The organism is Paenibacillus sp. 01T422, assembly GCF_056398785.1.
The window spans coordinates 1-15502 of the sequence record NZ_JBFTQB010000054.1; the positions used below are offsets into that span (position 1 = coordinate 1).

General features: G+C 47.1%; 13 protein-coding genes and 2 pseudogenes. 10 read left to right on the forward strand and 5 right to left on the reverse strand.

Going from position 1 to position 15502, the window contains the following annotated elements:
• Window positions 1-321, forward strand: a pseudogene (locus tag AC1DUA_RS05110) (class I SAM-dependent methyltransferase); the annotation flags it as partial.
• 141 nt (window positions 322-462) lie between these two features.
• On the opposite strand, the gene AC1DUA_RS05115 reads toward AC1DUA_RS05110, so the two are convergent.
• Window positions 463-996 (reverse strand): dihydrofolate reductase family protein, encoded by a 534-nt coding sequence (locus tag AC1DUA_RS05115; protein ID WP_477498688.1) that lies wholly within the window; start codon window positions 994-996, stop codon window positions 463-465.
• Window positions 993-1889 carry an alpha/beta fold hydrolase gene (locus AC1DUA_RS05120; RefSeq protein WP_477498689.1) on the reverse strand — a complete coding sequence of 299 codons (897 nt, stop codon included), beginning with the start codon at window positions 1887-1889 and terminating at the stop codon, window positions 993-995. The genes AC1DUA_RS05115 and AC1DUA_RS05120 overlap by 4 nt, the downstream gene beginning before the upstream one ends.
• A gap of 264 nt (window positions 1890-2153) precedes the next feature.
• On the opposite strand from AC1DUA_RS05120, the pseudogene AC1DUA_RS05125 reads away from it, so the two are divergent.
• Window positions 2154-2312 (forward strand): annotated as a pseudogene (locus AC1DUA_RS05125) (winged helix-turn-helix transcriptional regulator); the annotation flags it as partial.
• A gap of 31 nt (window positions 2313-2343) precedes the next feature.
• Here AC1DUA_RS05125 and AC1DUA_RS05130 read toward each other — a convergent pair.
• The gene (locus AC1DUA_RS05130) at window positions 2344-2508 is read right to left on the reverse strand and encodes a winged helix-turn-helix transcriptional regulator (protein WP_477498690.1); all 165 of its coding nucleotides are present in this window, start codon (window positions 2506-2508) and stop codon (window positions 2344-2346) included.
• A 196-nt stretch (window positions 2509-2704) separates the two neighbouring features.
• Here AC1DUA_RS05130 and AC1DUA_RS05135 point away from each other — a divergent pair, with 196 nt between their 5' ends.
• The 7 genes from AC1DUA_RS05135 to AC1DUA_RS05165 all read left to right on the forward strand — a co-directional run bounded on the left by AC1DUA_RS05135 (window position 2705) and on the right by AC1DUA_RS05165 (window position 11748).
• Window positions 2705-3148: a DUF2269 family protein gene (locus AC1DUA_RS05135; RefSeq protein ID WP_477498691.1), complete on the forward strand. Its 444-nt coding sequence runs from the start codon at window positions 2705-2707 to the stop codon at window positions 3146-3148.
• 276 nt (window positions 3149-3424) lie between these two features.
• A complete protein-coding gene (locus AC1DUA_RS05140) occupies window positions 3425-4309 on the forward strand; it encodes an ABC transporter permease (protein WP_477498692.1) in 885 nt (294 codons plus the stop codon).
• A 16-nt stretch (window positions 4310-4325) separates the two neighbouring features.
• Window positions 4326-5201 carry a carbohydrate ABC transporter permease gene (locus tag AC1DUA_RS05145; protein ID WP_477498693.1) on the forward strand — a complete coding sequence of 292 codons (876 nt, stop codon included), beginning with the start codon at window positions 4326-4328 and terminating at the stop codon, window positions 5199-5201.
• 39 nt (window positions 5202-5240) lie between these two features.
• On the forward strand, window positions 5241-6746 hold the full coding sequence (locus AC1DUA_RS05150; RefSeq protein WP_477498694.1) for an extracellular solute-binding protein: 1506 nt from the start codon (window positions 5241-5243) through the stop codon (window positions 6744-6746).
• 121 nt (window positions 6747-6867) lie between these two features.
• Window positions 6868-9162 (forward strand): helix-turn-helix domain-containing protein, encoded by a 2295-nt coding sequence (locus tag AC1DUA_RS05155; RefSeq protein WP_477498695.1) that lies wholly within the window; start codon window positions 6868-6870, stop codon window positions 9160-9162.
• A gap of 25 nt (window positions 9163-9187) precedes the next feature.
• Window positions 9188-10342 carry an enolase C-terminal domain-like protein gene (locus AC1DUA_RS05160; RefSeq protein WP_477498696.1) on the forward strand — a complete coding sequence of 385 codons (1155 nt, stop codon included), beginning with the start codon at window positions 9188-9190 and terminating at the stop codon, window positions 10340-10342.
• Between the two features lie 611 nt (window positions 10343-10953).
• Window positions 10954-11748 (forward strand): hypothetical protein, encoded by a 795-nt coding sequence (locus AC1DUA_RS05165; protein WP_477498697.1) that lies wholly within the window; start codon window positions 10954-10956, stop codon window positions 11746-11748.
• A gap of 98 nt (window positions 11749-11846) precedes the next feature.
• On the opposite strand, the gene AC1DUA_RS05170 is transcribed toward AC1DUA_RS05165, so the two are convergent.
• Both AC1DUA_RS05170 and AC1DUA_RS05175 read right to left on the reverse strand, forming a co-directional pair.
• Window positions 11847-12647 (reverse strand): class I SAM-dependent methyltransferase, encoded by an 801-nt coding sequence (locus AC1DUA_RS05170; RefSeq protein WP_477498698.1) that lies wholly within the window; start codon window positions 12645-12647, stop codon window positions 11847-11849.
• 166 nt (window positions 12648-12813) lie between these two features.
• On the reverse strand, window positions 12814-13701 hold the full coding sequence (locus AC1DUA_RS05175; protein ID WP_477498699.1) for an alpha/beta fold hydrolase: 888 nt from the start codon (window positions 13699-13701) through the stop codon (window positions 12814-12816).
• A 419-nt stretch (window positions 13702-14120) separates the two neighbouring features.
• On the opposite strand from AC1DUA_RS05175, the gene AC1DUA_RS05180 reads away from it, so the two are divergent.
• A partial coding sequence (locus AC1DUA_RS05180; protein WP_477498700.1) for an extracellular solute-binding protein occupies window positions 14121-15502 on the forward strand: 1382 nt, incomplete at its 3' end.

The following is a 15502-nucleotide window of genomic DNA, read 5'->3' on the forward strand; positions in this document are numbered from 1 at the left end:
ATACATCCCTTTATGCGTCCTTTTGGAATCACAGTGAGTAAAACTATAACGGTTGAGAAACCATACGATGTACGGGGCCCTTTTGGAGAAATACCAACATATAAGTGGCGTATACAAGATATTATGAATGCTATGATATCCTCCAATCTTAACGTTAGGCATATAGAAGAAATGTTTGCTGATCATGGTTCGTTCTGGGTGGACGATTCAACCGATGATGGGGAACGACTATCCGAACAAGAGCTTGAAGACTACTGTAACTGGCGTAAAAATCCTTTAGCAGCTATTCCTCAATGGCTTTCTATAAAAGCTATGAAATGATGGATGATCATATAGAGAAAAATCCCTGATCTTGCGAATCGGCTACTCGAAGCACGATACGGCCGCGCCCGTGTCCGCTTTCGCTTCGTTCATGCGCCTAGTGGCGCGGTTTTTGTGCTCTTCCGATGTGCACTACTCAGGCTATGCCATCCCATCTTCCGTTGTATGACCAATCGCATAGTGCATTTGAACGACGTCGCTGCCGAGCGATTTGAAATTCAACAGTTCCACTTCCTTGTACTGATATTCCTCTGTATTAATCAATAGGTTGAGTCCTTTACCTTCAAGTACCGGCGCGACATTGAAGATGAGCTCATCAACAAGCCCTTGACCCAGAAAAGCATTATGAAGGTCCGCGCCTCCCGAGAGGAGGGCCGTTTGATAGCCTTTATCCCGTAAGTAACTTAGGGCTTCGCTTGGCGAGCCAACAACCGTCACACCGGGGATTGCTTTGATGCTTCCCGATACGACGACGATATCCATACCTGCAAAATTACCCCCATTTCCGCTTGCCTGCATCCCTTCAAATGTACGTCTTCCAACAATGAAATTACCTGCTGCCTGAGCATGTGCCGCAAAATCGGCGAGCGCTTCCTGTTTTGGGGGGTTATTCGGACCCGATTGTGCGTAGTTGCCATTCCCTGTTAAGGTTGCCCATAAAATTGTTTTCATCATATAGCCTCCTTAGATTGTTGCGCTGTCCGTTCAAGGACTCTGCGGATGGATGCGGTCACCCGGTCTGGTCGATCTTCCTGCACATAGTGGGAGGCATCGACTAACGACTCGGTTTCATTCAATTTCAAATAACTTTGCCATTTCGCCATCACTTCGGGTGGAAAGCCAGCGCTATCCTTCATTCCCCACAGAATTTGAGCAGGCAAATTAGATAGAACCGGAAGTTTCTCCTCGATCTTCGCCAGCCATGGACGTGCCTTTCGGATCTGCCTCGGGAATACCCATGTCGGTATCCGTGATTTTGGCGTTGGGAATGGGTCCGTATAGGCCTTTCTCAAGGTATCCGTAACTTTTTCGGTATGATAGATTCCATGCGGGACAATTTTTTTAGCGAAAAAGTTTTTCCTTGTCTGCAGCCAGTACCCAATAGGCCAACCGCCCATGGCAAGGGAGAATAGCTTCATCGCCGGGAGCGTGGCCGGCCATGCCCAGGTATTCATAACGACAATTCCGCGTAAGTTCTCATGGTGTCCTACGGCGTAGTTGAGCCCGATTGGACCTCCCCAATCTTGGACCACTAGTACGAAGTCTTTGAGATTCAAATGACGGATGAATTCGGTGACAGCCTCCGAATGCTCCTTAGGCGTATAGCCATAGTCGGAAGGAGCACGTGACATACCAAGTCCTGGGTAATCGAGTGCAATCAGCCGGCATTCACCGCGCAAATCCTTGATGACATTGCGGTAAAGATATGACCAGGTGGGGTTTCCGTGCAGGAGAAGAATGACGGGGCCTTGCCCCTCGTCTACGTAATGAATCATGCCATCGCGATAAGGCATCCAGTTGTCCTTGAAGGGATACTCCGTGGCATCTACATCAAATGGTCTTTGCATATGTGCCTCCAATCAGCCTTTTTCAGGCAGTTTTTAAGTTATAAAGGAATAATTAATTGAATATTCTGATTTTAAAAATGGTTCGTAGCCCTGACCCTATCGTTTAATCGCCCTGGTTGCGCGCACCACGCAGGGGTTGATATCGATATGAGGTAGAATGTTGTATTCCTGCTCTTTAATTAGAGTACAGCACTGTGGTACATTTGAAAAGTAGTTACAATAAAGTGCAATAGTTTCATAAAATGAACTATGGAGGAAACGTGCATGTTGGATCGTTCTTGTATCGAAGCCATTGATCCTTTGCTCGAAATTTTGGACGGTAAATGGACGCTCCCTCTTTTGCTCGAGTTGTTCGTCGGCACCAGGCGATTTGGTGAGTTGCGGCGAAGGCTGCACCCGATTAGCCCGAAAACATTAACAGATCGGCTGAGGGTCCTGGAGGAAAAGGGGATTATTACTCGTACGCTATACCCCTTTTTTGGGAGACATCAGGTATTAGCTTTTCCAGATCGTTATACCGCCTGGTTGATTCCACCAAATGCCATAAAATCGTCGGTTTCCATTTTCCACCTAAAACATGAATGACAGTCTCCATGGGACACTCGTGCTGATGAATCATTGATAAATCACACCCTTACTTTTAAGTATGTGGCGTACTTTAAAGTGCGTTCTTAACAGAATCATAGTACCGATGTACAATAAAGTCAATCAAATTAATTGGAAAAATGAGACAGAAAAATGAGYAAATACGGAAACTGTAAGCACAAAAAGCATATCCTCATTAGAAGTTCAAATCTAAAGTAGGGAGACCAAACATGTATATTTATCTGGTGTTTATCCATATCATTGCCTCTGTAACGGCTATGGCTGCAGTCATCTGCTATCCCTTGATCATGAGTAGTGCGAGGACAACAGGTCAAGCCAAGTTCGCGCTCGCACTGTTGGAGAAGACGGCGATCCTGCCGAAACTCGGTGGCACACTGCTATTTCTTTCAGGCCTTGGCCTTGGCTTCCTAGAAATCTCTTTGTTCAAAGAGCTGTGGTATGTGCTCTCGATTGTCATCTTCCTTGTCATTCTGGTCATCTTTGCTGGACTAATTCCGGCAGGTATTAAGAAGCAGCTTGCACTGCTGCAGCTGACCAAGGGTGATGAACTGCCTGAAGAGTATCGCCAAAGTCGAAGGAGATCTGCATGGTTGGAAGGGATCGCGAATCTTGCGGCATTCATCGTGATACTGCTAATGGTGTTTAAACCATAGTATATGGCAAAGAAGAACAAGCGCTATCTTAACAGATAAGCGACTTGTTCTTTTTTTGATTTTTGTGGAAAAGCCAATAGTGACGCGGGATTTCCGTGTGAAAAAAAGTCTAATTGCGGCAAGAATGTTATTCTCGTAGGCTGTGAGTATCCATTCGAACACCAAGAGATGCGAGAGGAGGTGTACAATAAAAGAATGAACAATGAACTCAGTCAACACTTACCATCGGAACTTGGGTCACCTACAACCAAGCAGCGATCTAGGATATGGGCTATAATGAAGCGCGATAAATTCCTGTATATGTTGGCACTGCCGGGCATTCTGTTCATGATCTTATTCAAGTATGTACCGATGTGGGGCATTATCATTGCTTTTCAGAATTATTCCCCATACAGAGGTGTGCTGGGAAGTGATTGGGTGGGGCTGGAGCACTTTATCCGCTTTTTTTCCAATCCTGATTTTATGATGTTGTTCCGCAATACAATGGCGATCAATCTAATGAACTTGGTCTTTTACTTCCCGTTGCCGATTATCATCGCGTTGCTGCTGAATGAGGTCATGAGCAATCCCTTCAAGAAATTGATTCAATCGATCGTTTATTTACCGCACTTTCTGTCCTGGGTCATCATTGTGGGAATCACGATTCTGATGTTGACGCGTACCGATGGATCGATCAACAACCTGCTAGTATATTTCGGTTTTGCCAAAATTGATTTTTTAACCAACCCGAAATTGTTCTGGATCTTATTAACTGTGCAGTCGATCTGGAAGGAAGCGGGCTGGGGAACGATCATCTTCCTGGCAGCTATTGCCGGATTGGATACCCAGTTGTACGAAGCAGCCAAGATCGACGGAGCTAAGCGATTAAGGCAGATTTGGCATATCACGCTTCCGGGAATCCGCAGTGTAATTCTCATCCTACTCATTTTGCGAATTGGAACTATCATGGATGTTGGCTTTGAACAAGTGTTCCTTATGGGGAATGGAGCGGTATCGAACGTAGGCGAGGTCTTCGATACGTATGTGTACCGATTAGGAATTCAACAAGGCCAGTTCAGTTTCAGTACGGCTGTCGGGCTATTCAAGTCTGTGGTAGGGCTGGTACTGGTTGTCATCGCCAACAAGCTCGCCAAACGATTTGGCGAAGAAGGCGTGTATTAAGGAAGGAGGATGAAGGATGAGAAAGAGCACGAAGGACCTCTTTCCGATTGTTAACTACGTGTTGCTGTCTATTGTGGGGCTAGTGACGTTGTTTCCGCTTTATTATGTCGTCGTCGTGTCGTTTATGGATCCATCGGAATACTTGAAGGGAGGGCTCAGGCTGTTTCCTTCTACGTGGTCTCTGGCTTCCTACAAATATTTATTGTCGACAAAATCTTTCCTGAACGCCTCGATGATCAGCGGATTTTTGGCTATTGTCGGCACATTCTGCAGCCTGGTCATCACGGCGGCGCTTTCATACGCACTTTCACGAAAAAGAATGCCGGCGCGTCGAGCGATTCTGTTGTTAATGCTGCTGACTACGCTGTTCAACCCAGGGATGATTCCACCTTATTTGCTCATACGGGATTTGCATCTGATTAATAGCGTCTGGGCATTGATCATCCCGGTGCTGACCAGCGGTTGGTATGTCATTCTGATGAAGGGCTTCTTCGATAGCATTCCGGATAGCCTGGAGGAGGCGGCCCAGATAGATGGCTGCAATGATATCGGCATCTGGTTCCGAATTATTTTACCGTTATCTCTACCGTCGCTTGCGGCCTTCGGGCTTTTCTATGCGGTTAGTTACTGGAACACTTTCTTCTCAGCTGTACTATATATCACCGATTCATCGAAATGGCCGCTGCAAGTGCTGTTGCAGAACATGCTGATCGATTCTTCTACGTCGGCAGGAGGGGGTGCTGCACAAGAGCTGATGGCCGAGCAGTCCATTCCTCCGGAGACTTTGAAGATGGCCGCTGTCGTCATTGCGACGGTCCCGATCTTATTGGTTTATCCATTCCTGCAGAAACATTTCGCCAAGGGCGTCATGGTCGGTTCGATCAAAGGGTAAGGAAGCAAGTATTCGAATATGGCTCAGGGGGTTTTTCATTTGATACAACGTAAACATGGTATAGTAAAAAGTGCAACGATTTTGACGGCGGTGGCTCTAGCGTTAACGGGCTGTGGTGGTGATGCTGGAAAAGCGTCGCAGAAAACGACCGAGATCTCCATCATGACGAACTTCAGTACACCGGAGCCGCCCGGCGCCGACAATGTGATCGTCCAGGAAATTGGCAAGCGCACGAATACGAAGTTAAATATTCAATGGGTCTCGTCCAATAACTACGCGGAAAAAACGAAAGTGACGCTGGCTTCCGGTGATATCCCGGATTTGATGTTCGTACTGGATCCATTCGATCCGCTCGTGATGCAGATGGCTAAGGAAGGCGCGTTCTGGGAGCTTACGCCTGAACTGGTGAAAGCATATCCGAATTTGGCAGCCTACCCGTCAGCAGTATGGGAAAACTCCAAGATGCAAGATGGCAAAAACTACGGTATTCCTGCGGTTCGCCCAATGGGCGGGTGGTCTTTTATCAATATTCGCAAAGACTGGCTCGATAAGCTCGGAATGAAAATGCCGGAGACGATGGATGAATTATTCGAAACGATGAAGGCATTTACGTATAAAGATCCCGATGGCAATGGCAAGCAGGACACATTTGGATTAGCCGGCAACCAAGGATCCTTCCTATTTGAGCCGCTTTTCAACTCAACGCAGGGCAAGTGGAAGCTGAAGGATGGCAAACTGGCGCATATTTACCTGGAGCCGCAAACCCGTGATGCGATTCTGTATGAAAAGAAACTGTACGACGAGAAAGTCATTCCCGAGGACTTTGCAGTGCTCAAACTGAGCCAATTCGAGGATATGGCTAAGTCCAACAAAGCCGGCATGTGGGTCGATACCGTTGAGGCCTCCTGGCGTCCGACAGAAGAACTGCGGAAAACAAATCCGAATGCGGATCTATTGCCAATGACCTATTTGGTCAGTCCTGAGGGCAAGAAGATGGCGTATCAATGGCGTGGCTTCAATGGTATCTTCCTGATTCCGAAGAAGGTATCCGAAGCGAAGTTGAAGACGATTCTGCAATTAATGGACTATGGTTCATCGACGGAAGGTACGGATCTGGCTTGGTACGGCTTCAAGGATGTTCACTATACAGAGAAAGACGGCATCAAGCTGGCCACGGAACAGGCGAAGAAGGATATTGTCTCCCAAAGTGCACTGGGTAAAATCTTTAGTCGCGACGAGAAATACCTATGGGCTTACCGGACAGGGATGCCTGCCGATGTCTTCGAGCGCAACAAGAAGATTGTAGACGCACGGGAACCGTATCTGGTCGGCGATATTGGCAACGGATTATACTCGGAAACTGCGAGTAAATTCGGAGCAGAGATCGATAAGAAGGTAGATGATCTAAGGGTCAAAGTCATCATGGGCAAGGAACCGATCAGTGCTTGGGACGATTTCGTGAAGAATCTGTCCAAGGACCAGAACTTCCAGGCTATTATCAAGGAAGTCAACGATTCGTATCAGAAGCGAACCGCAGGCAAATAACATTTTATAAGATGAGATAATTATTGGAATGACTTATTAAAACATCAACAGGAAGCGGCTCATGGGGCATTTGCTCAAGAGTGCGCTTCCTGTATGAGCATAAAAGATGGGATGGATGGGCATGAAGAAGCGGCTGGGGAAAGGATTGCTATCATATCGGGGACACGCATTCCGGCGGAGCTTGCTGCTCATTCTGATTGTCACCACCATTCCCACCCTGCTGATTGCAGTTAGTAGTTATTATATCGGTGTCAGCTACATAGAGCGCGAGGTTGAACGGACGCATAAGCTGCAGCTTGACTACACGGTCAAGCAAGTGAGCGATGCGCTTGGACATCTGCAAGTCGGTATGAACCAGTGGACGCTGAATCCGATGAGCGATAAGCTGAGAGGCATTGATTTTAAAGATAATTATGCATTTAGCAAGGAATTTTTTGAGTCTCTGACTGTCTTGAATAACAGTAGCGCGTTAATTGATCAGTCCTTTGTGTACCTTGAGAATCCACCACGCATTATCTCGGACAGCCAAGGTATCCACAAGCTGGAGGATGGTGGAGCCAGACCTTACCACGAACTGCTTGCTGTCAAGGAGCGCCTGTTTTGGCGTATGCTTCAAGCGCCTGCACTCGATGGGCTGTTCGTGATTCACAAGCTGCCGGTTATCGGCGAGCCTTTTGGCGTAATCATGGCCCGAATTAATGAGAAGCAGCTTCTGAATTTAGCGGGCTTCGACCCAGGTCTTGGCGGCACTGCTTTCATCCTAAACAGAGAAGGAACGTTGCTGTCGCGGGAGTTGTTCTCACCTGCCGTTAAAGAGATGAACGAGGCACTAGTTAAAGAGATAAGTGGCAAGCAGGATAAATCCTCTTCCTTCCGTTGGAGTTGGGATAACGAGCTGTATGTTGTATCGACGGCCGCCATACCGATCACCGGTTGGGAGCTCGTCTCGGCAGTACCGATGTCCGAATTTCTGAAACCGATTGTGCTCGTTTCCCGGCTGATTATGGCGGTGGGGCTAATTAGTCTGTTGGTTGTTCTGCTTAGCTCGTGGTATGCATCCGTACGGTTGGTCCAACCGATTCATCGACTTCTCCGTACGTTAATCTCGCCAGCCGGTCCTGAGCCACTGCTCGTTCCGAAGGACGAGATCCAGTACATCGAGGAGCAGTGGCGGAATTTGAGCAGGGAGAGCCATTTGCTGCAATCCCGGCTGGAAGGACAACACTCCTCGCTGCGGACAGGATTCTTGCTGCAATTGGTGCAAGGCCATCTGCAGCTGTTACAGGAGGAGGAGATTACGCAGCGTATGGAGCAATATGGTTGGGAACCGGATGGCCAGCAATTTGTCGTTATGGTCGTACAATTACTGGGTTTCCACCGGCTGCAGGGGTCCTTCCGCGAAGATGAACAGCCATTGGTGACGTTCGCAGCGGTGAATATTATTGAGGAACTGACAGGCAACGACAATGTATCCGTTATGAACTTGCATGACCTATCCGTCGGGTTGTTCATGATGTTTCCCCGAGAGGTGTCGCCTGCCGAGGTTGCTGAGCGGCTCAAGCGGATGGCTTCGGAGATTGGCCACAGTTTGCACCGCATTTTGAAAATGGATACGGTCATTGGCCTGGGTCAGACAGTGTCCGCTATCAGCCGTATTCCAATCGCTTGGGAAGAAGTGCAGCAGGCACTGCGCCACAGAAAGCTGGATGTGCCGAACCAGATTATCGACTTGAACGAACCGATGAGCGAGCATGCGGAATCCAGATATCCTTTCACGCTGGAGCAGGATTTGGTCCATTCGATGTTAAGTAGCCTGGGTGAGGAGAGTCACCGGCTGTTGGGCATATTTTTCCAAGAACTGAAGGCGAATGCGAAGCGGGAATTGCTTTTGCAGCAGGGCAGTCTCAAGCTTTTGGGAGCCGTGCAGGGCGCGTTGATGCAATCGGACTTCATGAAGGCAGGTTCTCTGTTCGATTGGGGGCAGCTCTATGCGGAACTGCTGGCTCTTAAGGATAGCGACGAGATGCAGGCCTGGTATTCCGGGCGTATCGTGGAACCGTTGATGGCAGAACTTATGCATCATCAGAACGACAGGGCTCTCGATTTGGTTGAGCGGACGGTCGGTATGATTCGTTTGGAGTATCAAACAGACATCTCGCTAGACTTATGCGCCGACCGTTTAAGCATCTCATCATCGGGTTTGAGTAAACTTTTCTTGCAAGTGACGGGCATGTATTTCGTCGACTACTTGACCAAAACAAGATTGGACCGGGCCAAAGAACTGCTCATCGGCTCCGAGCTGAAGATGCAGGAGATCGCCGTTCAGGTTGGCTACCAGCCGACGTATTTTAACCGGATTTTCAAAAAAATGGAGGGCATGACGCCTAAGGATTTCCGCGAACATAACAAATTGTAGCCCATAAGGGAAGAAGGGAGTAGCAATGGACAAGATTATGGAACGCCTGGATCAGGTAACCGAGCCGATTCGCTCGATTGAGGTTTATCGGTATGACGTGAATGTTGAGCGCACATTTAGTCATGGCGCGTGGACCAATCGCATCCACGGATTTATTCGCATTTCAGCGGGGGATCGGAGTGGTTGGGGAGAAAATATAATGGCTGTCAACCGCGAGGAGCTGGACTTGAAGGAATGGCTTAACCCGCTGCAAGATCTTATCGGGATGCCAATCGGGGAGGCGGTTCGCACGGTGATGAGCCGGCTTGAGGAGTTAGGTTCCAAGCGTGCCGAGATGGTGGAGACAGCGCTGCTGGACCTTGCGGGTCAACTGCTTGGTCAGTCAGCCCTTGAACTATTGGGGTTAACGGGCAAGGAGCCTGTTCCGGGGTTATTTTGCATCCTGGAAAACGATACGGAGAAGGTGCGTGAGCGGGCACAAGAGTCCTTGGACCAAGGTTACCGAACCCATCTCAAGGTCAAGCTGTTCGGGGACATCGCTCTGGATAAAAAGATCGTTGAGGCAGCTCGTGATATCATGGGGCCGGAGACGTTCATCGTCGGTGATGTGAATGATGGCTATCGGCCGAAGAAAAGTGAAGAAAGCCTTGATGGCATCGTGGTCGCAATGCGCATCCTGCAGGAGGCTGGCCTCAATGCCTGCGAAGACCCGGCTAGCCTGACAATGTCGCAGTGGATTGAGCTTCAGCGTCAAATGGATACGCTGCAACTGCTGCCAGACGCGCCTTTGCGTCCAGCAATTGAGGCTGTTCGTTCGGTCATGCCGGGCATGGGTGGCATCTATAACATTCACCCAGGCTGTGCGGGCTCACTCATTCATGCGGTAGAGCTGGCGCGAAAGATTCAGAGTTTCGGCGCCAGACTCATGATTGGTGACGACAGCTTGGTTGGCCCGGCTTGCACGGTCTGGCAACAGCTCGCGATCGGTTTATCGGCCGATTGGGTCGAGGCGCTGGAGAAACCGGGCGAGTCTGATGCCTTCGAAACCTGCGTCATTGCGCAGGTTACATCAAGAACGGCTGACGGCCGGGTCAGCTTGCGTGGCAGCTCGCCGGGCTTCGGACTTGTGCTGGACGAGCGGGAATTAAGGTCTTGCTGCCGTGATTACGGCCAGATTTGATTGTAACGCAAAGAAGCTACCGGTTGAGCCGGTAGCTTCTTTGTGCTGCTAGACCTGCTAGACCTGCGACTGCGCAGGCTATCGGTAACTACAGGGCGCTATTTCTTCGAAAAGCGCCCATTGAGGTGCGAAGCGGAACTAGGGGGCGCTATTTCCTCGATTTTGGCTAGAATTCAGCCAAAATCGAGGAAATAAGGCTCTGCAGTTCCGCTCCGGCCGTCAAATCCCGCTATTCGCTGAAATAGCGGACTGTAGTTCCACCTAGTTGGCTGACTAGCCAACTTGACGATCTGGTGTCGAGGTCGAACCTCTCCACCAATCCCTTCGGTAACGCTGAATTCTCAGCAGCGTTACACTTTCACCCCATGAAAAATTCGCTTATACCGCGCTCTTCAACAAGCTAAACAACGGGGGATGTAAATCCCCCACAATCCTTCCTTCTCGGTGCCGCCAACACAAGGACCCCAAGCACTCCGGGTGCTACAGCACATGTGTAAAACAGCTTCTTTTTGTTTCGAAACTTTATGTATGGATTTTGCGTCTATTTCTATGTGTGGGAAATTATGGAATAATTTCTCCTGCACAAAGTTGATTCTGGGAGTGAAAATAAAATGAAAAAAACATGTATTGGTCTAGCCATAACTTCATTGTTGATGACCCTGAGCTCAGCATATCCTATAAGCGCAGAAGAACCCCCCATTAATTTTGTTATTATCCAGGAAACAAACTTGTATGCGAAAGACGATGGAAACAGCCGTCCTCTAGGTGCCATAGCACCTTATCAGAATGTGCAGCTTGCCAAGGATGCACCATTTAGTTTTTATGACAAAAGAAGTCCTGAGGAATGGTTAAAGGTGCAGACTTGGTTGGGAGACCGCTGGGTACAGGATGACGACAAGGTCTTATATGGCACGTATGAAGAGAGAAAAAACACACTAACACTTTTGAACACCGCAAGGTTATTTAACCAGCCAAACATCAACGCAGAAACAAATCAGATGCTTGCACCTCAGGAGATTCGCTCTACTGCCACTATACATTATGGTCCGAAGTACGTTATAAACGCGATAAGTGCCGCTGGGCAAGTTGGAACATGGTATCAAATTGACACTTGGCTTGGACCTAAATGGATTATCAAGCCAGTCCTTATGGAAGATGTCCATGCCGAACCGGTAGATTATCAACTTAAATTAACAGGGTCYGAGACGGCATATTCAGTACCATACGACCAGGAAGGTAATGGAGAAATACTGGAAGCGGGAACTGTACATGCGATTGCTAAATGGAAATATGCCCCTTTACCTGCTAATGTCATTACTTGGTACAAGATTAGTCTCCCGCAAGGTGAGAGGTGGGTAAAACCTACGAATGAAGTGATTGAACTAGCCCCGAGGAACGATAGTTGAACGATGAGGAGTAAATCATGATTTCATCTTAATGCAGAAAAAACCATTCCAAATAATGGAGTGGTTTTGTGACTGGAATTTAATTGATTGAGCAATCCCTACAATTTTCTAAAACGAAATATTACCGCAGGCGGAAGCTCATACCAATCGAATTTATTATGTGCATGTTCATCCTTCTCGAAACTCGGTTCATGCAACCCATCAAGAACAAAACCCAAACTAAAAAATAAGTTCATATAATAGGATAAAGGTCTATGAAATATGATATGGGGAACAGGCTGACCTTTTATGCCTATTGTTTTACTAGGCTCTGGAGTTAAGTATGTTGAGATCTGGACACTATTTCTTGTGACAATCTGCCCATTCACATCTTCTGTTTCATGTATTTTTCTTGTAGAAGGTGTTTGGAAACAAGGATGTGGTATCGAGAATACAAAGATCCCATTCTTTTTTAATAACTGTGAAAGCGCCTTTGTTAAACAGGTTATGTCGGCAATATCCATTAAAGCCATATTAGCTACGGCACCATCATACTGATCTGTTCCAAGTGTTAGTAATGACTGATAGTTAGTTGCATCAATCACTTGATAATCTATGCGATTTAAATAGTCTTTTGACCTTAATTTTGCTCGCTCGATCATCTTAGGGCTATAGTCAAAAGCAACAACCTCAGCGCCTAAGTCAGCCAACCTTCGTGAGAAATTTCCGTTGCCACAAGCGATATCTAGTAGGATTTGACCTTCTTTTAACTCAAGAAGTTCTTCTGTCTGTGGTCTGATAATTTCACGATGGAATCGATTGCTATGTTCACCCATGTAATCATCCCAAAACTCCGCTATCTCGTCCCATCTTGATTGAGAATCATCCGTCATCTCATTCCATTGGCTCAGAATACCCACTTCCCTTTCAGTGATGTAATAGACTGTTTCAACACTGATAATAGCATATTCTGGTATAAAAGACCTTTTCTACAATTACTACGGTTGATCATTCAAAATTTTAAGTTGATTAACAATATAATAAAGCCCAAGCATCGTATGCCTGAGCTTTGAATTACGATCCCGATTAGTCTCGGCCAGCCTCGTAAATCTTCTGCGCCAACATGGCAGGCCTTGTGCGCGTATCCGTAAAATGGTCACCGTCGCCAACGATCAGGCGGAACACGCCGAGCCGTGAGGACATATGCGGATTCCAGCCGAAGCCTTCTCCTTGTGGCAATACGTTGTCTTGGTAGAAATAGACGTAACTTTTGGGTGTAGGCAGCGTGTAGAATACTTTGAGATCCAATTTCTCGAAAAGCGGTTTCGCTGGTTCAGGCTGGACACTTGTATAAAATAGTTTGGCTTCCTCCGAAGTTGCTGTATTGACGAACAAATCTCGAAACAGTGGAAACGGAAGCAGGATGGTATCGTCCTTTGATCCGGCTCTGAGCTGCTCGAAACTCTGCCTCGTTGGAGGCGGCAACTCGTCGGCAAGTGACTCACCGTCTTTCAGTACAAAAGCATCCCAGAAGACGAGACGCCTGATGCGGTCCGGTACCTGTTCAGCAACTTTCTGGATGACGGTACCACCAAAGCTGTGCCCAACGAGAACGAAGTCGCGCAGATTCATCCTCATTATATAGTCAACGACGGACTTCGTGACCATCGCATGCGTGACATTTTTGTTCGGGTCTGTGCCGTGACCCGCGTATTCCGGCGTATGGACGGTATGCCCCTGACCGCGCAGCACGGCAGCTACGCCGTCCCAGAAATGGGCGTCGGCCCAAGAGCCGTGCACAAGCAGGAATGAAAGAAGCTGCTGCTCAGGAAGGCGAATACTTTCGTCCGATTCGATGGCGTCGCGCCACCAGAGCCATCCTTGCTCGGGATAAGGAGAATAGTATTGCGAGTGGGGCGTATACCTGTAATCGAAATATGGAATTTGATGAATTTCCGGGCGATAAGGAAACATGTTCAAACATCCTCTCAAATGACATATATCAGCTTATGCCCAATGAGGTTGAAGGGTACACTCTGATAAGTCCTTTTCGGACGGCTCGTGCATTTAGAAAAATAGGACTTATTCTCCTGGGTGGTGTGGTACTTACCATAATTGTCATATTATCTTCTTCAATTGAAAAGCGTCACTACGCAAAAAGAGCTAGCCTTAAGCAGCTCTTTTTATTTCTGTGAATGGACATTATGGTGCTATTTTAACTAAATTGAGGACTTCCAATCGTAAGCAAAATGACAGTTTTGTGTGATTTTACACCAGTTCTGTTCCTAGAATGTATGCTGACTTTCACGTACAATTGGATTTGTAGGAGCGAAGGCTTGATGATGATGAAAGCGTTATCTTTAAAAAGATGATTAATCTAGGGGGTTAACAATTTGATCAAAAACAGAATGCGTACAGTAAATACTCTTGCAGCAGCCGTTCTAACTGCCTCATTAATTGGTTGTTCTTCCGCTCCAACTGCAAATTCCTCGTCCGGCAACGGTAATTCAAAAGCTGCTGCACCCATGGATTTAAGCGTGATGTTTTACACATCGGCTAATATTCAAATTACTCATGACGATAATGAGGCTATCAAATTTTTGGAGAAAAAGTTTAACGTTAAGCTGACGATTATGGACACGCCAATCAATGATTATACAACCAAGCAAAACACGATTGTTGCTTCTGGCAGTATCCCTGATGTGATGGTCTGGAACGCATTCCCCGATGCGGCTTTAAGTGGCTATTTGAAGCAAGGTGCCTTCATGCAATTGGATAAATATATTGATAAAGCGCCTAATTTGAAAAAATACCCTCAAATGATTTGGGACAATGTGAAAGTAGACGGACATTTCTATATGATCCCGAGGGTGAGGCCGATTGTGCGTACTGGCGTCCTTATTCGGAAGGATTGGCTGGATAAGCTGAATTTGCCCATTCCCAAAACGACAGATGACTTTGCTAAAGTCGCAGTCGCATTCACCAAAAATGATCCTGACGGCGACGGCAATGCAGACACATATGGGATTGCCACAGATCCTAAACTATCGAATTTAAATCCATTGTTTGGCGCTTTCGGAACAGGTAACGGCTGGTTGAAACAAGCAGATGGAACCCTAGTAAATTCATTTGTTACGCCAGGAATGAATCAGTCACTTCAATTTTTACGTGATTTGTACGCGCAAGGAGCTCTAAGTAAAGACTTCCCGGTCCAACAAGGAAACACTAGAAAAGAAATTCAAAGCGGGAAAGCGGGGATTCTCCTAGAAAGCTATATCATTGACTACGCTCAAGATATTGCTGCACTGAAGAAAGTGGATCCGAAAGCAGAGCTTATCTATATCGATCCTCCTGTTGGACCAACTGGGGTCAGCGGATACTTTGCTGGTAGCGGCAACGCTGCTGGATGGGTTATACCTGCGACCGCCAAACCCGAGAAAGTCGATAAAATACTAGAGATTATGGACTGGGAAGCAAGTGATGAAGGCTATCATTTCAACAAATACGGGATAGATGGTATCCATAACACCAAGAATGCGGACGGTACGTTTACCACAAACGAGAAATATATTAAAGACGATATTAAGGAATTAATTATGGTTTCACCATATGACATCTACAGTTATTCAGATACAGGAGCACCACTCGATGTCCAAAAAGTTCAAAGAGATGCTCTGGATAAGAATAAGGATAAGGGGATTGCCTTAACTCTTCCCTCCTATATCTCACCGAATCAAATACAGAAAAACGAAGAAATAAACAACAAGCTTAGATC

What these genes read in the sequence shown, in the direction of transcription:
- AC1DUA_RS05115 (WP_477498688.1), bottom strand. Translation starts at nt 996, where the DNA reads ATGATGAAAACAATTTTATGGGCAACCTTAACAGGGAATGGCAACTAC.
- AC1DUA_RS05120 (WP_477498689.1), bottom strand. Translation starts at nt 1,889, where the DNA reads ATGCAAAGACCATTTGATGTAGATGCCACGGAGTATCCCTTCAAGGAC.
- AC1DUA_RS05130 (WP_477498690.1), bottom strand. Translation starts at nt 2,508, where the DNA reads ATGATTCATCAGCACGAGTGTCCCATGGAGACTGTCATTCATGTTTTA.
- AC1DUA_RS05135 (WP_477498691.1), top strand. Translation starts at nt 2,705, where the DNA reads ATGTATATTTATCTGGTGTTTATCCATATCATTGCCTCTGTAACGGCT.
- AC1DUA_RS05140 (WP_477498692.1), top strand. Translation starts at nt 3,425, where the DNA reads ATGAAGCGCGATAAATTCCTGTATATGTTGGCACTGCCGGGCATTCTG.
- AC1DUA_RS05145 (WP_477498693.1), top strand. Translation starts at nt 4,326, where the DNA reads ATGAGAAAGAGCACGAAGGACCTCTTTCCGATTGTTAACTACGTGTTG.
- AC1DUA_RS05155 (WP_477498695.1), top strand. Translation starts at nt 6,868, where the DNA reads ATGAAGAAGCGGCTGGGGAAAGGATTGCTATCATATCGGGGACACGCA.
- AC1DUA_RS05160 (WP_477498696.1), top strand. Translation starts at nt 9,188, where the DNA reads ATGGACAAGATTATGGAACGCCTGGATCAGGTAACCGAGCCGATTCGC.
- AC1DUA_RS05175 (WP_477498699.1), bottom strand. Translation starts at nt 13,701, where the DNA reads ATGTTTCCTTATCGCCCGGAAATTCATCAAATTCCATATTTCGATTAC.